The sequence below is a fragment of the Kitasatospora sp. NPDC052868 genome (assembly GCF_044547105.1).
In the GTDB taxonomy this organism is placed as follows: domain Bacteria; phylum Actinomycetota; class Actinomycetes; order Streptomycetales; family Streptomycetaceae; genus Kitasatospora.
The window spans coordinates 109566-130495 of the sequence record NZ_JBITZW010000017.1; the positions used below are offsets into that span (position 1 = coordinate 109566).

At 73.5% G+C, this 20930-nt stretch carries 16 protein-coding genes; 10 read left to right on the forward strand and 6 right to left on the reverse strand.

The window, feature by feature from the left end:
• Window positions 1–16 precede the first annotated feature (16 nt).
• A complete protein-coding gene (locus tag ACIGZJ_RS26060; protein ID WP_396459484.1) occupies window positions 17–1213 on the forward strand; it encodes an ABC transporter ATP-binding protein in 1197 nt (398 codons plus the stop codon).
• 106 nt (window positions 1214–1319) lie between these two features.
• Window positions 1320–1589: a GlsB/YeaQ/YmgE family stress response membrane protein gene (locus tag ACIGZJ_RS26065; RefSeq protein WP_396459485.1), complete on the forward strand. Its 270-nt coding sequence runs from the start codon at window positions 1320–1322 to the stop codon at window positions 1587–1589.
• Between the two features lie 27 nt (window positions 1590–1616).
• Here ACIGZJ_RS26065 and ACIGZJ_RS26070 read toward each other — a convergent pair whose 3' ends face one another.
• Window positions 1617–3584: an amino acid transporter gene (locus tag ACIGZJ_RS26070; protein ID WP_396459486.1), complete on the reverse strand. Its 1968-nt coding sequence runs from the start codon at window positions 3582–3584 to the stop codon at window positions 1617–1619.
• A gap of 393 nt (window positions 3585–3977) precedes the next feature.
• Between ACIGZJ_RS26070 and ACIGZJ_RS26075 the strand changes: the two genes are divergently transcribed.
• Window positions 3978–4718: a polyprenol monophosphomannose synthase gene (locus tag ACIGZJ_RS26075; RefSeq protein ID WP_396459487.1), complete on the forward strand. Its 741-nt coding sequence runs from the start codon at window positions 3978–3980 to the stop codon at window positions 4716–4718.
• Window positions 4719–4874: 156 nt separating this feature from the next.
• Entirely contained in the window at window positions 4875–6131 is a 1257-nt protein-coding gene (locus ACIGZJ_RS26080) for an aromatic acid exporter family protein (RefSeq protein ID WP_392938384.1), read from the forward strand.
• 61 nt (window positions 6132–6192) lie between these two features.
• Here ACIGZJ_RS26080 and ACIGZJ_RS26085 read toward each other — a convergent pair whose 3' ends face one another.
• The 3 genes from ACIGZJ_RS26085 to ACIGZJ_RS26095 form a co-directional block, all read right to left on the reverse strand.
• Entirely contained in the window at window positions 6193–6666 is a 474-nt protein-coding gene (locus ACIGZJ_RS26085; protein WP_396459488.1) for a VOC family protein, read from the reverse strand.
• A 126-nt stretch (window positions 6667–6792) separates the two neighbouring features.
• Entirely contained in the window at window positions 6793–8769 is a 1977-nt protein-coding gene (locus tag ACIGZJ_RS26090; protein WP_396459489.1) for a phosphocholine-specific phospholipase C, read from the reverse strand.
• A 14-nt stretch (window positions 8770–8783) separates the two neighbouring features.
• On the reverse strand, window positions 8784–10229 hold the full coding sequence (locus ACIGZJ_RS26095; RefSeq protein ID WP_396459490.1) for an endonuclease/exonuclease/phosphatase family protein: 1446 nt from the start codon (window positions 10227–10229) through the stop codon (window positions 8784–8786).
• Window positions 10230–10533: 304 nt separating this feature from the next.
• On the opposite strand from ACIGZJ_RS26095, the gene ACIGZJ_RS26100 reads away from it, so the two are divergent.
• Window positions 10534–11349, forward strand: a complete 816-nt coding sequence (locus ACIGZJ_RS26100; RefSeq protein WP_396459491.1) for a maleylpyruvate isomerase family mycothiol-dependent enzyme — start codon at window positions 10534–10536, stop codon at window positions 11347–11349.
• Window positions 11350–11539: 190 nt separating this feature from the next.
• A complete protein-coding gene (locus ACIGZJ_RS26105) occupies window positions 11540–13315 on the forward strand; it encodes a choice-of-anchor A family protein (RefSeq protein WP_396459492.1) in 1776 nt (591 codons plus the stop codon).
• A 144-nt stretch (window positions 13316–13459) separates the two neighbouring features.
• Here ACIGZJ_RS26105 and ACIGZJ_RS26110 read toward each other — a convergent pair whose 3' ends face one another.
• A complete protein-coding gene (locus tag ACIGZJ_RS26110) occupies window positions 13460–14677 on the reverse strand; it encodes an alpha/beta fold hydrolase (protein WP_396459493.1) in 1218 nt (405 codons plus the stop codon).
• A gap of 447 nt (window positions 14678–15124) precedes the next feature.
• On the opposite strand from ACIGZJ_RS26110, the gene ACIGZJ_RS26115 reads away from it, so the two are divergent.
• Entirely contained in the window at window positions 15125–15943 is an 819-nt protein-coding gene (locus ACIGZJ_RS26115; protein WP_396459495.1) for an arylamine N-acetyltransferase, read from the forward strand.
• A gap of 165 nt (window positions 15944–16108) precedes the next feature.
• Complete coding sequence (locus tag ACIGZJ_RS26120) at window positions 16109–16585, forward strand: ATP-binding protein (RefSeq protein ID WP_396459496.1); 477 nt, start codon at window positions 16109–16111, stop codon at window positions 16583–16585.
• Between the two features lie 37 nt (window positions 16586–16622).
• Here the strand turns inward: ACIGZJ_RS26120 and ACIGZJ_RS26125 are convergent, their stop codons facing one another.
• The gene (locus tag ACIGZJ_RS26125) at window positions 16623–17324 is read right to left on the reverse strand and encodes a TetR/AcrR family transcriptional regulator (RefSeq protein ID WP_396459497.1); all 702 of its coding nucleotides are present in this window, start codon (window positions 17322–17324) and stop codon (window positions 16623–16625) included.
• 115 nt (window positions 17325–17439) lie between these two features.
• On the opposite strand from ACIGZJ_RS26125, the gene ACIGZJ_RS26130 reads away from it, so the two are divergent.
• Together ACIGZJ_RS26130 and ACIGZJ_RS26135 are read left to right on the forward strand one after the other, a co-directional pair.
• Window positions 17440–19050 carry an APC family permease gene (locus ACIGZJ_RS26130; RefSeq protein WP_396459498.1) on the forward strand — a complete coding sequence of 537 codons (1611 nt, stop codon included), beginning with the start codon at window positions 17440–17442 and terminating at the stop codon, window positions 19048–19050.
• 97 nt (window positions 19051–19147) lie between these two features.
• Window positions 19148–20785 carry an amidohydrolase gene (locus tag ACIGZJ_RS26135; RefSeq protein WP_396459499.1) on the forward strand — a complete coding sequence of 546 codons (1638 nt, stop codon included), beginning with the start codon at window positions 19148–19150 and terminating at the stop codon, window positions 20783–20785.
• Window positions 20786–20930: the final 145 nt, after the last annotated feature.

Genomic DNA, 20930 nt, shown 5'->3' on the forward strand with positions numbered 1-20930 from the left:
GAGCGGAAGGCAGAGCGTGGCCGAGATCGTCCTCGACGGCATCACCAAGCGCTACCCGGACGGCTCGGTCGCCGTCCACGACATCGACCTGACCGTCGCGGACGGCGAGTTCGTGATCCTGGTCGGGCCCTCGGGCTGCGGCAAGTCCACCACCCTCAACATGATCGCGGGCCTGGAGGACATCACCGCGGGCACCCTGCGGATCGGCGGCCAGGTGGTCAACGACCGCGCACCCAAGGACCGGGACATCGCCATGGTGTTCCAGAGCTACGCGCTCTACCCGCACATGAGCGTCCGGGAGAACATGGGCTTCGCGCTGCGGCTGGCCAGGACCGAGAAGTCCGTCGTCCGGGCCAAGGTCGAGGAGGCGGCCCGGATCCTGGACCTCACCGAGCACCTGGACCGCAAGCCCGCCAACCTCTCCGGCGGCCAGCGCCAGCGCGTCGCGATGGGCCGGGCGATCGTCCGCGACCCCAAGGCCTTCCTGATGGACGAGCCGCTGTCCAACCTGGACGCCAAGCTCCGGGTGCAGATGCGCACCCAGATCTCCCGGCTGCAGCGCCGGCTCGGCACCACCACCGTCTACGTCACCCACGACCAGGTCGAGGCGATGACGCTCGGCGACCGGGTGGTGGTGATGCGCGGCGGCGTCGTCCAACAGGTCGGCTCGCCACAGCAGTTGTACGACGAGCCGGTCAACCTGTTCGTCGCCGGGTTCATCGGCTCGCCGGGCATGAACTTCCTGGACGCCTCGCTGGAGCAGGACGTGCTGCGCACCGCCCTCGGCGACCTGCCCTTGGACGACCGGGCCCGCCGGCGGCTCGCCCGGGCCGACGCGCCGCGCCGGCTGGTGGTCGGCGTCCGGCCGGAGGACTTCGAGGACGCGGCGCTGCTCGCGCCCCCGCAGACCGGCCGCCCGCAGCGCGGCCGGACGGCGACGGTCGACATCGAGGTGGTGGAGTCGGTGGGCTCCGACGTCTTCGTGCACTTCACGGTGGAGGGCGAGGCGGTACCGGCCGCCGGCGGCCTGGCGGAGCTCGCGGTGGACAGCGGGGCGGCGGACACCGGCGCGCGCGGGCGGCAGGTGGTGGCCAGGATCGGCACCGCCACCCGGGCCGCCGAGGGCTCGCCGCTGGAGCTGTGGCTCGACACCGACCGGCTGCACGTCTTCGACCCGGCCACCGGCGCCAACCTCACCCACCCGGGCAGCTGAGCCGCACCCGGCGCGCTCCCGACGTGCCCGTTCGGCCGATTGGGGCGATCATGGGGAGGCCGCGCCCTGTGCGGCCGGCGCCCCGCCCACGGAAAGGTCGACCGCGATGTTCCAGCTCCTGTGGATTCTGCTCATCGGCTTCGTACTGGGTCTGCTCGCCAAACTGATCCTGCGCGGGCCGCAGTCGATCCCGTGGTGGCTGACCATGCTGCTCGGCGCCGCCGGCGCCTGGCTCGGCAACGCGGTCGCCGGCTGGATCGGCGTCGCCCACACCAGCGGGATCGACTGGATCCGCCACGCGCTGCAGCTCGGCTTCGCCGTCGCCCTGGTGGCCTTCGTCGCCCCCGCCTGGAGCAGATCCCACCCCAGCCGGTAGACCGGACCGGGCGGCGCCCCGCGGCGCTCAGCCGACGTGGACCCGGGGGCGCAGCGTGCGGTCGGGTTCGGCCTCCCGCAGCACCTCCCGGGTGACGGGGGCGACCTCGCCGTGGCCGAACAGGAAGAACCGCAGGAACTGGGCGAGCGGGTTGCCCTCGGTCCACTCGAAGTAGATGTGCGGCTGCTGCCCGGTGACGTCCCGCACCTCCAGCAGCAGCGCGGCCAGTGCGTTCGGCACGCTGGAGCTCTCCAGCGAGAGCACCCGGTAGCGGTCGTGCAGCACCTCGCCGCGGACCCGCAGTTCGGCCTCGAAGTCGGACGGGTCCAGGACGGTCACCTCGACGAAGACCAGGTCGTCCTCGGCGGGGATGTCGTTGTCCTCCCGGATCTGCCGGGCCTTGTCGCGGTACTCGGCGAGGTCGCGGCTGTTGGGCTCGTTGGCGATCAGCCTGATCGGGCGGTGGACGTAGTCGCGGACGAAGCGCTCGGCGACCACGTCCAGGAACACGTCGGTGACGCGCAGCTCGAACACCCGCTTGAGCCGGGAGAGCAGTGAGAGCAGCATGATGGCGGCGATGAAGCAGGCGCCGATCTTGACGCCGTCCGGCCGCTCGGCGATGTTCACGGCCGTGGTGTAGAGGAAGACCGCCGCGATGACGGCGAAGGCCGCGGTCCAGCGGTGCTGCCCCGCCTTGCGGGCGGCGATGGTGACGGCGATGGCGGCCGAGCTGATCAGCACCAGGACGCCGGTCGCGTACGCGCCGCCCTGGGCGTCCACGCTCGCGTCGAAGATCCAGGTGACCAGGAAGGCGATGCCGGTGAGGACCAGCACGGTCGGGCGCACCGCGCGGGCCCAGTCCGGTGCCATGCCGTAGCGGGGCAGGTAGCGGGGCATCAGGTTGAGCAGCCCGGCCATCGCGGAGGCACCGGCGAACCAGAGGATCAGGATGGTGGAGAGGTCGTAGATGCTGCCGAAGGTGTTGCCGAGGTACTCGTGGGCCAGGTAGGCGAGGGCGCGTCCGTTGGCCGGGCCGCCGGGCTCGAAGGCGGCCTTGGGGATGAGCAGGGTGGTGATGAAGCTGGTGGTGATCAGGAAGACGCTCATGATCAGCGCGGCGGTGGTGAGCAGCAGGCGGGCGCCGCGGATCCGTCCGGTGGGGCGCTCCTCGGTGTCGTCCGGGTCGCCCTCGATGTGCGGCATCACCGCGACGCCGGTCTCGAAGCCGGACAGGCCGAGCGCCAGCTTCGGGAAGACCACCAGGGCCACGCCGATCATCGCCACCACGTTGCCGTGTTCGGCGGTCAGCGCGCTCGTCCAGTCGGTGACCAGGTCCGGGTCGCGCAGGACGTGCCAGAGGCCGTCCACGACCACGACCACGTTCAGGCTGAGGTAGACCGCCACCAGGCCGACGGCCAGGCCGATCGCCTCGCTGAAACCCTTCAGGAACACCCCGCCGAGCAGGGCGACCAGGACCAGCGTGATCAGCACCTGCCGGCCGGTCAGGGCGCTGTGCAGGTGCGGGTTCTCCACCAGGTGGGCGGTGGCGTCGGCGGCCGACAGGGTGATGGTGATCATGAAGTCGGTGGCCGCGAAGCCGAGCAGGGTCAGGACGAACAGCTTGCCCTTCCAGAACGACAGCAGCCGCTCCAGCATGGCGATCGAGCCCTGGCCGTGCGGGCTCTCCTGGGCCACCCGCCGGTACACCGGCAGCGCGCCCAGCAGGGTGACCACCACCAGCACGATGGTCGCCACCGGAGAGAGCAGACCGGCCGCCAGGGCGGCGATGCCAGGCTGGTAGCCGAGGGTCGAGAAGTAGTCCAGGCCGGTCAGGCACATCACCCGCCACCAGCGCTGGCCCTTGTGCGCGGGGGCCTGCGCGTGCGGGCCGGGGTGCTGTTTGGCCAGGTCGACCAGGCCCTCCAGCAGCCAGGCCCGCAGGCGCTGACGGGCCGACGGCGCGGGCCCTGGTGCGGCCGAAGCTGACGAGCCCACGTACTCCCCTGTCCTCTGGTCTGCCGGGTCCGGCGGTCTGCCGGTCTGCCCGGACCGCCGGTCTGCCGGCCATCCGCTCCGCGGCCCCCCTCCTCGGTGCCGGGCCGGCTGCCGGGCCGGCTGCCGGGCCGCGGGGGGGTGGGGGACGGCCGTCCGAGCGCAGGCTATGCGAGCGGGGTGCCGGTGGCGCGCGAGCACCGCAGGTACCGGGTGCGCGTCACCCGTCCGCTGCCCCGGACGGCCCAGCGGAGGCCCGCGCCCGGTCGGGGCGGAGCCGCTGAACGGACGTGCGCGGACCGCCGCTAGACTTCCACGACCGAAGTGGACAACTGTCCTACAGGGCACGGGCGCCGCTGTCGCGGGCCCGGCTGGAAATCGCGCGAGGGATTGAACATGGTAGAGGCCTCCCCCAAGGTCGTTGTCGTCGTACCCACGTACAACGAACGGGAGAACCTGCCGACTCTCGCGGCTCTGCTCGCGGAGCTGACGCTGCCGAACCTGCATCTGCTGGTCGTCGACGACAACTCCCCCGACGGCACCGGCGAGGTCGCGGACAAGCTCGCGGCGGAGTCCCCGGGCACGGTCGGCGTGCTGCACCGCACCGAGAAGGACGGCCTCGGCCGGGCCTACATCGCGGGCATGACCCGGGCCCTGGAGGAGGGCGCCGACGTGGTGATCCAGATGGACGCCGACCTGTCGCACCCGGCCTCGGTCGTCCCGGTGATGATCGAGACGCTGCTGGAGGGCGACACCTCCGTGGTGCTCGGCTCCCGCTACGTCCCGGGCGGCTCGACCGCCGCGGAGTGGCCCTGGCACCGCAAGGCGCTGTCGGCCTGGGCGAACTTCTACGTCAACACGATCCTCAGCCTCGGGGTCAAGGACGCCACCGCCGGGTTCAAGGCCTGGCGGGCCGACACCCTGCGGGCGATCGACCTGCCCTCGGTGAACAGCAACGGGTACTCGTTCCAGGTCGAGATGAACTACCGCGCCGTCAAGCGGGGCCACACCATCCGCGAGGTTCCGATCCGCTTCGAGGAGCGGATCAAGGGCGCGTCCAAGATGAGCCTCGGGGTGCAGGTCGAGTCGGCGCTCGCGCCCTGGAAGCTGCTGCGCGACGGCCGCCGCAAGCCGTAGCGGCCGCCTGTCCGTCCGGGCGGGCCGGGGTCGGCCCGGCGGGCCCGGCGGGCCCGGCGGATCCGGGTGGGTCCGGGTGGGTCCGGGTGGGGGCATTCGGGTGCCGGTCCGGCGGTTCGGCGGTGTGAAGGGCGGCGGTGGGGAAAGAAGGGCGGCATGTCCCTTCTCCCGGAGTCCCTCTCGGCCACGGTGCGCCGCGGCGCCAGGGAGCCCGCCGTCGTCCAGACGATCCGGGCCACGGTGGCCGCGACCCTCTCCTACGCGGTGGCACTGCAGCTCAGCAGTGAGCCGGCCCCGCTGACCGCGCCGCTCACCGCGCTGCTGGTCGTCCAGGTCACGCTCTACTCGACGCTCACCACCAGCATCCGCCGGGTCAACTCGGTGGTGGTGGGCGTGCTGATCGCGATCGGGTTCAGCTCCGTGATGGGACTGTCCTGGTGGAGCCTGGGGCTGATCATCCTGGCCTCGCTGACGATCGGCCAGTTCGTCCGGGTGGACGAGTTCGTCCAGGAGGTGGCGATCAGCGCCATGCTCATCCTGGGCGTCACCCAGGTGGCCTCGCAGGCCTGGGACCGGGTGCTGGAGACGCTGATCGGCGCCGTCGTCGGCCTGCTGTTCAACCTGCTGTTCGCCCCGCCGGTCTGGGTGGACACGGCGGGCGAGTCGATCGAGGACCTGGCCCGGCGGGCCCGTCACCTGCTGCTGGGCATCGCCGAGGAGCTGGGCCGGCCCACCCCGGTGGAGCGCGCCGCCGAGCGGCTGCACGAGGCCCGCCGGCTGGACCAGGCCATCGCGGACGTGGACGGGGCGCTGCGGCAGGCCGAGGACAGCCTGCGGTTCAACCCCCGGATCAGCGAGGGGCTGCTCTCCCGGCTGGTGCTGCGGACCGGTCTGGACACGCTGGAGATCTGCGTGGTGGTGATCCGGGTACTGGCCCGCTCGCTGACCGACCTGGCCAAGCGGCGCGCCCCGGGCGAACGGCTGTTCCCGCCGGACGTGGCGGTGGCGCTGGAGGAGCTGCTGGGCCACATCGGGGGTGCGCTGGTGAGCTTCGCGGTGCTGGTCACCACGCAGGTGAGCCGCAACGCCGAGGAGGCCGAGCAGCGGCTGACCGCCGAGCTGGCGGCGGCCTGGGCGAGCCGGGAGAACGTCGCCCAGCTGCTGCTGCGGCGGGTGCAGGAGCATCCGGAGGCCTGGCAGCTGCACGGCGCGCTGCTGGCCGAGGTGGACCGGATCCTCGACGAGCTGGACCTCGAGCACCGCGGCCGGCGGCTGATGGAGGAGCTGGACCGGGCCTCGGTGGCGAGCCGGGAACGGTTCACCCGGCTCGCCCGGCTGCGCCGGCTGGCCCGGGGCGAGCGCCTGCGGGCCGACCGGCTGCGGCCCTCCTGGCTGCGGCGCCGGCGAGGCTGAACGGCCGGACCCGCCGCACCCCCGGACCCCTCGGGCCGGACGGGTGGGCGGGCCGAGGCGGTCAGCCCCGGGCTGCGTCGAGCAGCTGCTGGATGTCGATCTTGCGCATCTGCATCATGGCGGCGAAGACCCGGTCGGCCTTGGCCCGGTCCGGGTCGGCGACCAGGTCGAGCAGCACCCGCGGGGTGACCTGCCAGTTGAAGCCCCAGCGGTCCTTGAGCCAGCCGCACTGGCTCTCCTCGCCGCCGCCCTCCATCAGCCCGCTCCAGAGCCGGTCGACCTCCGCCTGGTCGTCGCACTCGATCTGGAGCGAGACCGCCTCGGTGAACGGGAACAGCGGGCCGCCGTTGAGGGCGACGAACGGCCGGCCGTCGAGTTCGAAGGCGACGGTCAGGACCTTTCCGGGGGTACCGGGGCCAGCGTCGCCGTAGTGGGTGATCCCGGTGATCCGGGAGTTGGGGAGGAGCGAGGTGTAGAAGCGGACGGCTTCCTCGGCCTGGTCGTCGTACCACAGGCATGGGGTGATGTTCTGCATGGAGCCGACGGTAGCGGCGGGCCCCCGGCCGGGCGGTGGCGCCACGGCCGGGGGTCACCGGTTCGGCGCCCCGGCCGCGGCCTGCGGTCAGGACACCGTGTCAGTGCAGCGTGTCGGTGCACCGCGTCAGTGCACCCAGCCTGCGTAGCGCTGGGTGAAGCGCAGACCGGTGCCGGCCGTCACGACGACGTCGTAGCGGCCCTGCCGGTCCAGCGGCCACGCCAGGTTGACCTGCTTGCCCGGCTTGACCCACACCGTCTGGGCGGTGCCGGCGAAGTCGTTGGGCGCGGCGGTGAAGCCGAGGTCGGTGAGGCCGTCGTTGACCAGTTGGAGGGTCAGCCGGGAGGAGTTGCTCAGATCGGCGGTCACGATCGGCACCCCGATGTCGTTCTGGCCGTCCTGGCCGTCGCGGATGACGGTGCCGGCGAAGCGGCGGACGAAGCCGTCGGGGCCGTGCACGGTGAAGTCGTAGCGACCGTTGGTGCGGGCGGCGTCCCAGACGTAGCCCGCGGTGGCCCCGGGCGCCACGGTGTAGGGCGTGCCGGCGAACGGCAGCAGGATGTTCGGATAGACGGTGTAGGGGAAGGCCACCGTGCCGTCGTTGGTCATGGTGCAGGTGACCTTGCCGGTCCTGCGGTCCACCTCCACGTCGGCCCAGGGCTGGTAGGGGAGATGGCGGTGCGGGCGCTCGCCGCGCTCCTGGAGGGGCATGGACTGCGCGCCGAGGGCGGGGAGTTGGACGCCGGGCAGCTTGGTGCCCGCGTCCGCCCTGGCCATCAGGGCCACGGTGTCGGGGAGCCCGGGGATCGAGTAGTCGGGGGAGGAGAAGTCGAAGCAGCTGGTGAGGTCGCCGCAGACCGCCCGGCGCCAGGCCGAGATGTTGGGCTCGGCGACGCCGGTGACCAGCTCCATGAAACGTAGGACCGAAGTGTGGTCGAAGACCTGGGAGTTGACGTATCCGCCGCGCGACCAGGGTGAGGCGACCCAGAGCGGTACCCGGTTGCCGAGGCCGATGGCCCGGCCCTGGGTGAACTCCTCGGGGGTGCCCGGCTCGGGGGTGGGCGGGACCATGTGGTCGAAGTAGCCGTCGTTCTCGTCGTACATCACCAGGAAGACGGTGTGCTGCCAGACCGCCGGGTTGGACATCAGCGACTGCAGCGCGGTGTTGACCCAGTGCGCGCCGTAGTCCGGGCTGGCGGTGGGGTGTTCGGAGAACAGGTAGGGCGCGACCAGCCAGGAGATGGTCGGCAGGGTGCCGGCCTTGCAGTCCCGGTCGAACGCGGCCGGGTCGAACTTCGTCATCGCGTTGACGTAACGCGGGTCGGTGGTGGGGAAGTTGTGGAACTGCTTGAAGTAGGAGAGCGCGTTGTCGTCGTAGTCGCCGGTGCGGTCGTCCTTGCTGGGGTTGTGGTACACCCGCCAGGAGACGCCGGCCGCCTGGAGGCGCTCGGCGTACGTCGTCCAGTCCGCCACCGGGTTGTCGGTGACGGGGGTGTTGTCGATCCACGGGCCGGTGGTGCCGTCCCGGCCCGGACCCGCGGTGCCCGTCCAGAGGTAGAGGCGGTTGGGGTCGGTCGGACCGGCCAGCGAACAGAAGTACGCGTCGCAGAGGGTGAAGGCGTCGGCCAGCGCGTACTGGTAGGGGATGTCGGCGCGGGTGAAGTAGCCCATGGTGCGCTCGCCCTTGGCGGCGATCCACTTGTTCATCGCGCCGTTGTTGATCGCCTGGTGGCCGGTCGCCCAGTCGTGCGCGAGGCCGCCGGCGTTCTGCGCGTTGTACTTCGCGGTGTCCATCCGGTACGGCAGCATCGCACCGCCGTCGCTGCGCCCGGTGTCCGGCTGGCGGAACACGTCGGTGCCGTCCGGGAACTGGAGCGCCTGCCGGTCGCCGAAGCCCCGGACGCCGTTCAGCGTGCCGAAGTAGTGGTCGAAGCTGCGGTTCTCCTGCATCAGGACGACGACGTGCTTGACGTCCTTGATGGTGCCGGTGAGCCGGTCGGCGGCGGGCGCGGCGGTGGCCGGCGTGGCCGGGAGGCCGGTCAGGGCGGCGGCGCCGACGGCCGCGGTGGCGCCGACGAAGGTGCGGCGGGAGAGCTCGGACATGGGGAACGGACCTCTCAGAGCTGGAAGGTGGCGACGGCGGCGGCGCAGTCGGACGGCCACTGGTTGGCGGCGACGGCGTCCGGGTCGGCTCCGGTGGCCGGCCAGTCGGCGACGAGCGTGTGCGCCTCGACCAGCTTCAGCGGGCCGGTGTACTGGACGTAGTCGATGCGGTCCTGCGGCTCGGGCTTGGCGCCGCGCTGCTTGCGGACCGGCGACCAGGTGGCACCGGGGGCCTTCACCGGGTTGCGGTTCTCCTCGCGGAAGCTGTCGGTCAGCCCGGCGCCTTGAAGGGCCGTCGTGACCGGCCAGGCGAGCGGGCCGACCCCGCCGTGCGCGGCGGCGGTGGCGGCCGTCCAGTCAAGGTGCGAGGGAGAGGAGAGCGCGCCGGCCAGGACCACCGGGGTGCGCCCGGCGGCGTCCGCCCTGATCGCGGCGGCCAGTGCCTCGGCCTGCCGGAACCGGGCGGAGGCCCGCTCGGCGGCCTCGACCTGGGCGGCGCTCCGGCCGTCCTGGACGGCGTACGGCCCGTAGTCGGCCTCGTCCAGGTGGGCGGCCCAGAACCGGACGGTCCGGCCGCCGGGCAGCTGGACGGTGGCCCCGCCCGCGGGCAGCGCGGCCGTGACGGGGGTGACGGCGCTCAGCGGGTAGCGGCTGAGGATGCCCACGCTGCCCGCGCTCTGGTAGGCGTACCAGCCGAGCGCGTCGGCGAGCTCCTGGGCGGCGGCGCCGGCCGTCTCCTGGAGGGCGAGGACGTCCAGGCCCTGGGCGAGCACCACCCGCAGCTGCTTCTCCCGGGCGTCGGTGAAGGCGGCGCCCGCGTTGGCGAGGTTCCAGGCGGCGGCCTTCAGCCGCAGCGGGGCGGCCGGGTCGACGACCGGGATCTGAACGGTCACCGTGTCGGTGGCGCCCGCGCCGTCCTTGACGCCGACGACGAGGGTCTCGGGGTTCTTCGGCGCGGTGGCGGGCGCCGTGCCGGTCACCTGGCCGTCCGCGCTGACGGCGGCCCAGGCCGGGCCGCTGATCTTGCGGAAGGACGCGGTGCCCGCCGGGTTCCCGGCCGGGCGGCACCAGAGTCCGCCGAGCTTCACGGACACGGCGGCACCGGGGGCGACGGGGGTGGCGGTGAGCGCGTCGACGGCGCTGTGCGGGCGCACCACGGCCGGCTTGGGGCGGAAGGAGAACGAGGCGGTCTGCGCGAGGACGCCGTAGCCGTCCTTGGCCAGCAGGTACGCGGTGTACGGGCCGCCGGTGAGCGCGGAGGTGTCGAGCTGGACGTCACCGGAGGCGCCCGGCGTGTACTTCCAGAGCAGGGAGGAGCCGGTGCCGGGCTGGCGGGTGCCGTCGTAGATGCCCACCCAGTTCTTGGCGTCGGGCGCGTCGGTGCTCCAGTGGAAGGTGAGGCGGTCGCCTTCGGCGGGGTTGGCGGGTGAGGAGAGCGTCAGGGCGCTGCCTGCGGCCACGGTTGTCCTGTCCGCCGCGCTCGGGAGCCGGTCCGCGGGGGGTCGGGGGCCGGGCTCCGTCCGCGGCTGGTCACGGAGGTTGAGGGGTTGGCTTCCCACAGTTGGCTGTACAACTGGGGGCGCCCCAATTCATCCGAAAGCCAGCAACCGGGACATGAACGACGCATGACGGGACATCGGGCGGTTCGGGAACTCGGCGACCCGCCACACCGGACCGACCTGGCGCCCGGGCGTCGTCCGAGCGCCGTCCGGGCGCTGCCCGCGCCCTGGACAGCCGGGCTGGACTGGTCCACGATTCACCTCCATGACCCCTCCCCTGGTCCCCTTGGACTCCGTGCACACCGCGCTCCTCGACGCCGTCATCGGTGCGGCCGAGGACACCGCGGCGCTGCTCCGCGACCTCCCCGACACCGGCGCGCCGATCCCCGGCGCCCAGTGGACCGTGGGCGAGGCCGCCGCCCATCTCGCCCTGGTCAACGAGCTGATGGCCGACCTGGCCGCGGGCGGGCAGCAGACCTACGGGGACGGCACGCCGGGCAGCCTGGCCGCGGCCAACGAAGTGGCCCTGGCCGCCTACCCCGAGCGGGACCCGGCGGTGCTCGCCGAGGCGATCGTCCGGCACGCCCGCGCCTTCACCGAGACCTGCGCCGACCGGGCGGCGTCGGAGCCGGTGCTCACCCCGCTCGGGCCGATGGACCTCGACACGTTCGCCTCGTACCTGCTCACCCACATCCTCGGCCACGGGTACGACCTGGCCGTCGCCCTGCGGCGGCCGCACATGGTCGACCGCCACCGGGTGGAGCTGACCCTGCCGTTCCTGATGACCGCCATGCCCCGGGTCCTCGACGCCCGCTCCGCCGCCGGCCACACCGCCTGCTACGACCTCCGGCTGCGCGGCGGCTCCCGCTTCACGGTGACCTTCCGCGACGGCGCCGTCGAGGTCTCCCCCGGGCCGGCCGCCCGGCCCGACTGCACGATCCTCACCGAGCCGGTGGCGTTCCTGCTGCTCGCCCTCGGCCGGTGCAACCCGCTCGCCGCGCTGGCCCGCGGCAAGGTCCTCGCCTGGGGCCGCCGGCCCTGGCTCGCGCTGGGGTTCCCGCTGCTGTTCAAGGCGCCGTAGCGGCCGGGCCGGGGTGGTACGGCAGCGGCGGCCACCCCGGCCGCAACTGCCCGCCGTTGTCCGCCTTTGTCCGCCTTTGTCCGCCGCCCAGGTGACGGTTGGTCTGAGCGGGTACGCCCGGTCACCGCATCAGCGTAGGCAGGCAGTCCACCGGTGACCCGATTCGCACAGACTGCCGGACGCTTCGACTATGGCTTCCTTCAACCGGCTGCTCACCCGCGTCCGCCGACGCGCCGGAGCACTGGCCCTCCCCTGCACCGTGATCTCGGCGCTCGTCCCGGTCCTCGCCCTCGGGCCGGGCGCCGTCCAGGCCGTGGCCGCACCGCTGCCCGGCGGCCTCGGGCCGTGCGTCCCGGGCAGCTGCCCGGACCCGTTCCCGAGCTCGATCAACAACGGCCCGTTCGCCGGCCGGGACAACGGCGTCAACATCTTCGTCGGCAACCAGTTCCTGGTCACCGGCCGCGCCGCCGAGGCCGAAGGACGGGTGGTCGTCCTCGACGGCTTCACCCAGGCCAAGGAGGCCGGGGTCAGCTCCATCTACAACATCGGCATCGCCGGCGTCGGCTCCCGGGTCCCCCCGCCGGACGGGGCCGACTTCCTCACCACCGGCGGCGGCATCACCATCGCCCCCGGGCAGAGCCTGGTCGCCGAGGGCGGTGTGGTCCGGCACGCCGGCGCGGTCAGCGGCACGGTGACCGGCACCCTGGTCACCGACGCCAACGCCGTCCAGCCCTACAGCGGCCTGCGCGACCAGCTCACCGCCGCGTCCGACTGCTACGCCCGCGTCAACGGCATGCCTCGCACGCCGACCGGCACGGCGGTGAACCAGGGCGGACAGACCCTGTTCACCGGCGACGGCGCCTCGGCCCTCCAGGTGTTCAACGTCGACTTCGACCTCACCGGCCCGACCGGCGGCCAGCAGGGCATCGTCTTCGCCAACATCCCCTCGGGCGCCACGATCCTGGTCAACGTGCTCGGCGCCGCCCGGGCCCTGAACACCTACAGCGGCGGCATCAACGACACCGACGACCCGCTCAACGCCTACCGCGACCACCTGCTGTGGAACTTCCCCGACTCCACCGCCGTCACCCTGGCCGGCACCGGCCAGTTCCAGGGCAGCTTCCTGATCGGCGAGCAGGCCTCGCTGACCACGGTCACCCTCGCGGGTGTCAACGGCCGCTTCTTCACCACCGGCTCGCTCACCCACACCAGCCTCCCGGTCGGGGGCGGCGGCCAGGAGTTCCACTCGTGGCCCTTCAACGGCGACCTCCCCACCTGCGGCACCACCCCGGTGACGGGTGAGGTCCGGGTGCTGAAGACCGACGCCAACACCGGAGCCGCGCTCCCCGGCGCCGTCTTCGAACTCTGGCAGGAGACCAACGGCATCCCCGGCCTCCAGACCACCGGCATCAACCCCGACACCCGGAACGGCGCCACCTGCACCACCCCCGCCGACGGCATCTGCCGACGCACCGTCGAAACCGGCACCTACTACTGGCGCGAAACCACCCCGCCCACCGGCTACGACCTCCCCGCCAACCCCGTCTTCGGCCCCCTCATCCTCACCCCCCAGAACGCCACCACCGGAATCCAGATCACGGCCCGTGACTGCCCGTCGCCGAAGCCGCCGGCCGGCGGTTCGATCCACCTGACCAAGAAGGACGCCTGGACCGACAAGCCGCTGGGCGGCGCGAAGTTCCAGCTCTGGCGGGAGACCAACGGTGTCCCCGGCCTGCAGACCTCCGGCCCGAACCCCGACACCGACACGGGGTCCGACTGCACCACCAGGGCGGACGGCGGGTGCGCCTTCACCCACCTGCAGAGCGGCGACTACTACCTGCGGGAGACCGCCGCACCCCCCGGCTACCAGCTCCCGCACAACGCGGTGACCGGCCCGTACACGCTGGACGCCGATGACTGCGTCACCGTGACCCTGACCAACAAGCGCGACCGCGACGACTGCTGAGCCGTGTCTGACACGGTCTGACAGCACCGTCCGGTGAACAGCGGAGCTGCCGCGGACGAGGTCCGTCCCTCCTGGACGCCCTCACCGCGGGAGCTCCGCTGTCGCACGCCCGGCCGCGGCCACCGCAGGCCGCGGCGGCCGGGGTCAGGGCCGGACGACGGCGTCCAGCCAGTCGAAGATCCGGCCGAAGGCGAGCCGCTGCGCTCCCGCGTGGCAGTGCGCGCCGGAGCCCTCGGCCACGGTGAAGCGCAGCAGCGTCCGGGGACAGGTGAGGTGCTCGTAGAGCCGCAGGGCCTGCCCGGCGAAGAACAGGTCCTCCTCGGCGTCGCAGACCAGGGTCGGGGCGGTGATGCGTTCGGCGATGCCGTCGGCCAGCGAGTAGTCGAGGTACGCGGCGACGAACTGGCGGGGCGTCTGCACGCCCATCACGTAGGAGCCGTGGGTGACCGCCCACCGGACGGTCGGGTTGACCTTCATCAGGGCCTCGATGGCGGCGTCCACCTCCGGCGCCTCCTCGGCGCGCAGCCTCGCCTCGGCCTGCTCGGGCGTCAGTGCGGGCAGCAGTGCCCGGCTGACCTCGCCCAGGTCGTAGACCCCGTCCACCGCGATGACGGCGGCAAGCCGGTGCTCGAACGCGGCCGCCCGGGGCGCCAGCAGGCCGCCCATGCTGAGGCCGAGCAGGGCGACCCGCCCGGGGTCGACCTCGGGGTGTCCGGCGACGAGCCAGTCGAGCACCGGCGTGACGACGTTCTCCCAGTCCGGGCGGAACGGCAGGCCGTCCCGGAAGCGTGCCCACGGCTGGCCCGGACCGTCGAAGGTGAGGACGTGGTAGCCGCGTTCGAGGGCGGCGGCGGCGCCGAAGAAGTGCATCTCCTCGGCGGAGCCGTCGAAGCCGTTGTGCATGATGACCGCCGGTGCCGGCGCGTCGCCGGGTGCCCGGTAGTAGTAGCCGTGCAGGAGGTGGCCCTCGAAGGGGATCGCGACCTGCTGGACGCGCGGTTCGAACAGCTCGGCCGCCGTCTGGAAGGCGTCCACCGCCTGCTCGTACGCCGTGGCGATGCGCGGGTCGCGGGGGTCGCCGTGCAGGAAGAACTCGGCGACGCGGAAGTAGTTGTTGGCGCGCAGGTAGGCGTCCCGCGCGGTGACCGGGTGGCCGGCGGCCAGGGCGATCGCGCCGGCCTGGGCGGTGTGGGCGGCGGTGGCGGACCACTCGTCGTACCAGCTGTCGTAGTCGCCCGCGGTGATGCGCTCGGCGGTGGCGAGCACCTCGCCGGGCTCGGCACCGCCGTACGCGGCGTGGCCCAGGGCCCGCAGGGTCTCGAACCAGAACTGCGGGTCGTCCGCGAAGAACAGGGGCTTCATGGGGGTCTCCTCGGTGCGGGATCGATCACGCGGGCAGGCCGGCGGGAGAGGTCCGGGCGCGAGCGGGCGCGACCGGGGTCGTCGAACTCGCGGATATCGTCGGGTGGGTGGTCCCGGACGCGACGCAGCGGCCAGTGCGCCCGGCGGCGTGTTCGAGGGCGTCGAGCCAGGCCCGGGCCGAGCCTTCGAGGACGGCCCGTGTGCTCCTCCGGGTCGTCCTCGACCGGCAGGCCCGCCCGGGACTCCTCGGTGGTCACTTCGGTACCGGTCGCGGTCGACGTGAGTGTCCAGGCGTGCATGCCAAGGATTCCCGCCAAGTGCCCGCCCCACACCGCGCGGTGTGCGACGGCGCCGGTCTGCCCGCCCGCCACCCCGGGGCCTCCGACTCCCGCCCGACCCGGCCTCGGTCGATCGGCCGATGGGCGGGCGGCCCCCGGCGGTGGTGGAATGGGCGGTGTGGATCACACATCTCCGTCGACCCCGACGCCCGCCGACGGCCTGACCAGCCGTCAGGTCGATGCCTATCTGGCCAGGATCGGCGCCGCACGGCCCGGGCGGGCCGACCTCGCGGCCCTCGTGGACCTGCAGCGCGCGCACCTGGAATCGGTGCCCTTCGAGAATCTGAGCATCCACCTGGGCGAGCCCCTGGTGCTGGAGCCGGGGGCGCTCTTCGAGAAGGTCGTCACCCGTCGCCGCGGCGGATTCTGCTACGAACTCAACGGCTCCTTCGCCGAGTTGCTGCGGGCGCTGGGCTTCCGGGTGGCGCTGCTCGCCGCCCGGGTGTTCGACGGGGCGAAGGCCGGTCCGCCGTTCGACCACCTGGCGCTGCGGGTCGACCTGGACGAGCCGTGGCTGGTCGACGTCGGGTTCGGACGGTTCAGCCTGCGGCCGCTGCGCCTGCACGCCTACGGGGAGCAGTCCGACGGCGCCGACGTGTTCACCCTCACCCCGTACGGCGACGAGCTCGACGTGGCCATGGACGGCCGACCGGAGTACCGGCTCGGACTGCGGCCCTACGCGCTGGCCGACTTCGTACCGACCTGCTGGTGGCAGACCACCTCGCCGGATTCGCACTTCACCCGGTCGACGACCTGCTCGCTGCCGACCGCCGACGGCGGGCGGGTCACGCTCAGCGGGACCAGGCTGATCCGGACGGCGGCCGACGGCAACCGGGAGGAGCGCGAGCTGGGCGAGGCCGGCGCACTGGAGGCCTACCGGTCGGTGTTCGGCATCGAGCTGGACCGGCTGCCGGTGGCGGCGGGCTGACGCCCCGGCGCAGCGCGCCCCGAGCCTGCCCCGGGCAGGACCGCAGGCGGGGGCCGCAGCCGCCGTCGCGGCCGCGGAGGCCCCTCCGCAGGAATAACCCGGCGCCGCCCGGGCATCCGATCGGACACCATGCCACCGCGACCAGTGTGAAGAGGTGAACCGCAGATGAGGACGGGCCGGGGTGCCGTGGACGACCACCGCTGCGACGTCGGCCCGCGGCCGGCCGGGCGGCGCCGGCGGCTGCCCCTGGCCGGCCTCCCGACGCCGGTGACCAGGGCCCGTGCGTTCACCCGGCAGGCCCTGGCCGACTGGTCGTGGCCGGCGCCGCAGGACGGCGCCGGCCCGGCTGTCGTCCACGACGTGGTGCTGCTCGTCGCCGAGCTGGTGGCCAACGCGGTCGTGCACGGCGGCGGCCCGCTGGAGCTCGTCCTGGACGCCTCCGCCGAGCGCCTGCGGATCGAGGTGAGCGACGGCGCAGCCGCCCTGCCCGAGCCCCGGCTGCCGCACCGGCCGGGCCGGGCCGGCGGCCACGGCCTGTTCATCGTGCAGCGGACCTCGGATCGCTGGGGCGCGTCGCGGCACGCCCGGGGCAAGGCGGTCTGGGCCGAGGTCGACGCCCGGCGGCCGGCCCCCGCGGGCTGACCGGCCGACCCGGGCGACCTGGTACGCCGGTGGTCGCTCAGAGGGCGAGCCGCCGGGCGGCGACGGCCTCCAGGAGCAGCTCGAGCGCGAACGGGTAACCGCTGCCGCGCATGTCCGCGATCAACAGGCCGGCGGTGGCGGCGATATTGGGGTGGGTGTCGGCCCCCAGGCGGCCGTAGCGGACCCGCCACACCCCGGCGTCGGCGGCCAGGGCGGGGGCCGGCAGGGCGAGTGCGGCCGCGTCCTGGGCCGCGAAGGCCAGCGACTGGTCAACGAAGGCGTGGTAGATCCGCACCGCCTCCTCGTCCGGGAAGCCCGCGCCGCGCAGCACCCCGAGGATGCTCTCCACCGCCCGCACCTCGTTGTCCCGCCCGGTCGTCCGGAAGGCGGCGAGCATCGCGGCCTGGGGGTGTGCCTGGTAGGCGGTGTGGATGCGCATCCCGATGTCGCGCAGGTCGGCGCGCCAGTCCCCGGTGGAGCACCAGCCCTGCTGGGCGCGGCCGATCAGCTCGTCGGCGATGGCCAGCAGCAGGTCGTCGGTGTTGCGGAAGTACCGGTAGAGGGCACTCGGATCGGCGCCCAGGGCGGCTCCCAGGCGGCGGACCGTGAGCGCGGCCGCCCCGTGCTGGCCCATCAGCCGCAGCGCGGTCTCGACGATGACCTGCTCGGACAGCACCATGCCCTGCTTGGTCGGTTTCCTGCGCCGCCGCTGCGGTTCGGGCACCACGCGTTCCGTCATGACCCGGGAGCTTATGACAACACCATTGACGTGTGAAGGGGTCGACGATTTCATGGCCGCCACGGCCTGCACGGCCGACACCCCTCATCCCCCCCACGATCAAGGCGGTGATCCGTTGGCATCGACGGTCAAGGACCCCGGCGACACCCCGAGAACAGGCGTGTCCGACTCCTCCGGCGCGATGCGCAGGTCACTCGGGGTCGGCGGCGGCATCGTCCTCGCCGCCTCCAGCACGGCGGCCACCAGCAGTATCGGCATCGGGCTCGGCCTGATGGCCGGCGTGGTCGGCCTGCACCTGCCGGCGATCATGCTGCTGGCCTTCCTCCCGGTCCTCTGCATCGCAGGTGCCTACGGGCGCCTCAACGCCGTCGAACCCGACGCCGGCAGCAGCTACACCTGGGTCGGCCGGGTGCTCAACCCCTGGCTGGGCTTCCTCACCGGCTGGGTCAACACCGTCGGCACCGTGGTGTTCATGGCCTACACCACCACCGTGACCGGCTCCGCGCTGATCCAGCTGGCCGACCAGGCCGGCCTGCGCACCCTGGCGGGCCTGCGGCTCGACGCGGACTCCACCCTCCAGTCCACCCTGCTCGGGCTGGGCGTCCTGATCGCCGCCGCCCTGGTCGCCGTCCGCGGCCTCGACCTCGCGGCCCGGCTGCAGAAGTACCTGCTGGTCTTCGAGTACGCCGTCCTGCTCGGCTTCTGCGGCTACGGCCTGTTCGTCGGCGGGCAGCCGTTCTCGCTGGAGTGGTTCAACCCGTTCGGCATCCCCTCGTTCGCGGCGCTGGCCCAGGGCATGGTGCTGGCGGTCTTCTGCTACTGGGGCTTCGAGTCGGTCTTCAGCGTCGGCGAGGAGGTCCGCAACCCGCGCGACGCCTCCCGCGGCGGGTTCATCGCCCTGATCTCGATGCTGCTGCTCTTCCTGCTCGCCGGCACCGCGTTCCAGCGGGTGCTCCCCCTCGACGAGCTGGCGGACAACGGGGCGCACGGGCTGACCTACTTCGGCGAGCGGATCGCCCACCAGCCGCTGGCCGCCCTGCCGCTGGTCGCGCTCACCTTCTCGGCGGCGGCCTCGCTGCAGGCCTCCGTCATCCCCACCGCCCGCGGGATGTACGCGATGGGCCGCGACGGCACGCTGGGCCCGGTCTGGACCAGGATCCACCCCCGGCACGGCACCCCCGCCGCCGGGACCATGCTGATCACCGGTGCGGCCGTCGTGCTCGCCGTGCTCTCCCTGGTCATCCCGACCGTCAACGACCTGATCTCCGCCACCGTCAACGCGATCGGCATCGTGGTGGCGCTCTACTACGCGCTGGTCGCCCTCGCCGCCGCCGTACGCTTCCGGCACCTGCTGCGCACCGCGCCGCTGGAGGGGCTGCGCGCGGTGGTCGCCCCGCTGGTCGGCGCCGCCGTCCTGCTGACCGTCGGCGGCTACCTCGCCTGGACGTGCTACGACTCCGCCGACCACTTCGAGCTCTCCGCCGACAACGGCTGGTTCCAGCTGGCCGTACCGGTCCTGATGATCGGCACCGGCCTGGTCGCCGCCGCCTGGGCCCGCTGGTACCGCCGGTCCCCGTACTTCCTGCGGACCCCGGCCGCCGAGGCCGCGACCGCGCTCGGCACCGCGTTCGCCGTCGGGGCCGGCACCGGCGTCGGGGCGGGGGCCGCGGTCGGGGCCCGCATCGGCACCGACCCCGGCGGCTCCGGCCCCCGCGGCGCCAGGTAGGCCGATCGCACCGCACCGCACACCGAACGCACCCCGGCCGCGAACCGGCCCCACCCCCGCCGCGCACCGGCCACCGACACCCCCAGGAGCACCACCCATGCCCAAGGCCGACCTGGTCTTCACCAACGGTCCCGTCCACACCGGGGACCCGGCCCGCACCCGCGCCGGCAGCCTCGCCGTCACCGGCGAGCGGATCACCGCCGTCGGACACGACGAGGTCCGCGAGCTGATCGGCCCCGGTACCGAGGTCGTCGACCTGGCCGGCCGGCTGCTGATCCCCGGCTTCCAGGACGCGCACGTCCACGCGGTCTACGGCGGGACGGAGCTCGCCGAGTGCGACCTCAGCGAGACGGTCGGGGTCGGCGACTACCTGCAGCGCGTCGCCGGGTTCGCCGCCGCCCACCCCGACCGGCCCTGGATCACCGGCAGCGGCTGGTCGCTGGAGAGCTTCGACGGCGGGCTGCCGACCCGGCAGCTGCTCGACTCGGTGGTCGCCGACCGCCCGGTCTACCTGGTCAACCGCGACCACCACGGCGCCTGGGCGAACACCCGCGCCCTGGAGCTCGCCGGCCTCACCCGGGAGACCCCCGACCCCGCCGACGGCCGGATCGAGCGCGAGCCGGACGGCACCCCGAGCGGGATGCTGCAGGAGGGCGCCACCGCCCTGGTCTCCCGGCACGTCCCGCCGACCAGCGCCGCCGACCGGCTGGCCGGGCTGCTCCGGGCGCAGCACCTGCTGCACTCGCTCGGCGTCACCGGCTGGCAGGACGCCCTGCTCGGCGAGTTCAACGGCCAGCCGGACCCCTCCGACGCCTACCTCGCGGCCGCCCGGGCCGGCACACTGACCGCCCGGGTCATCGGGGCGCTCTGGTGGGACCGCTCCCGCGGCGCCGAGCAGATCCCCGAACTCGTCGCCCGGAGGGAGGAGTTGAACGCAGGCCGGTTCCGGGCCGGCGCGGTGAAGATCATGCAGGACGGGATCGCCGAGAACTTCACGGCCGCGCTCACCAGCCCCTACCTGGACGGCTGCGGCTGCGCCACCGCCAACAGCGGCCTGAGCTTCGTCGACCCGGACGCCCTGCGCGGCTTCGTCACCGAGCTGGACGCGCTGGACTTCCAGGTGCACTTCCACGCACTGGGCGACCGCGCGGTGCGCGAGGCGCTGGACGCCGTCGAGGCCGCCCGCGCCGCCAACGGCCACCGCGGCACCCGGCACCACCTGGCCCACCTCCAGGTCGTCCACCCGAGCGATCTGCCGCGCTTCGCCCGGCTCGGCGCGATCGCCAACATCCAGCCGCTCTGGGCCGCCCACGAGCCGCAGATGGACGAGCTCACCATCCCCTTCCTCGGCCCCGAGCGGGCCGCCTGGCAGTACCCCTTCGGCGACCTGCTGCGCGCCGGGGCCACCCTCGCGGCGGGCAGCGACTGGCCGGTCAGCAGCCCGGACCCGCTCGCCGGCATCCACGTGGCCGTCAACCGGATGGAGCCCGAGGCGACCGACGGCCGGGTGTTCCTGCCCGAGCAGCGGTTGGACCTGGCCACCGCCATCGCCGCCTACACGGCCGGCTCGGCCCATGTGAACGGCTTCGACGACGCGGGCAGCCTGCGGGTCGGGAACCTCGCCGACCTGGTGGTGCTCGACCGCGACCTCTTCGCCGCGCCGGCCGCGGAGATCGCGTCGGCCGGGGTCGAGCAGACCTACGTGGGCGGGCGGCTGGTGTACTCCGCCGCCTGACCCCGGGGGCGGTGATTCGGCCGCCGGGGCGGGCGGTCGGGTCACCGGCCCGCCATGGCCTTCCGGGGCCACGAGCCTCTCGGGCCAGCACGGGCCCCGCCTCCGGTCACCCCGGGGGCGGGGCCCTACCGGTGCCACGATCCGG

Bases quoted from the DNA above. Each gene is read 5' to 3' on its own strand.
- ACIGZJ_RS26065 (WP_396459485.1), top strand. From the start codon at position 1,320: ATGTTCCAGCTCCTGTGGATTCTGCTCATCGGCTTCGTACTGGGTCTG.
- ACIGZJ_RS26075 (WP_396459487.1), top strand. From the start codon at position 3,978: ATGGTAGAGGCCTCCCCCAAGGTCGTTGTCGTCGTACCCACGTACAAC.
- ACIGZJ_RS26080 (WP_392938384.1), top strand. From the start codon at position 4,875: ATGTCCCTTCTCCCGGAGTCCCTCTCGGCCACGGTGCGCCGCGGCGCC.
- ACIGZJ_RS26085 (WP_396459488.1), bottom strand. From the start codon at position 6,666: ATGCAGAACATCACCCCATGCCTGTGGTACGACGACCAGGCCGAGGAA.
- ACIGZJ_RS26090 (WP_396459489.1), bottom strand. From the start codon at position 8,769: ATGTCCGAGCTCTCCCGCCGCACCTTCGTCGGCGCCACCGCGGCCGTC.
- ACIGZJ_RS26100 (WP_396459491.1), top strand. From the start codon at position 10,534: ATGACCCCTCCCCTGGTCCCCTTGGACTCCGTGCACACCGCGCTCCTC.
- ACIGZJ_RS26105 (WP_396459492.1), top strand. From the start codon at position 11,540: ATGGCTTCCTTCAACCGGCTGCTCACCCGCGTCCGCCGACGCGCCGGA.
- ACIGZJ_RS26110 (WP_396459493.1), bottom strand. From the start codon at position 14,677: ATGAAGCCCCTGTTCTTCGCGGACGACCCGCAGTTCTGGTTCGAGACC.
- ACIGZJ_RS26115 (WP_396459495.1), top strand. From the start codon at position 15,125: ATGGGCGGTGTGGATCACACATCTCCGTCGACCCCGACGCCCGCCGAC.
- ACIGZJ_RS26120 (WP_396459496.1), top strand. From the start codon at position 16,109: ATGAGGACGGGCCGGGGTGCCGTGGACGACCACCGCTGCGACGTCGGC.
- ACIGZJ_RS26125 (WP_396459497.1), bottom strand. From the start codon at position 17,324: ATGACGGAACGCGTGGTGCCCGAACCGCAGCGGCGGCGCAGGAAACCG.
- ACIGZJ_RS26135 (WP_396459499.1), top strand. From the start codon at position 19,148: ATGCCCAAGGCCGACCTGGTCTTCACCAACGGTCCCGTCCACACCGGG.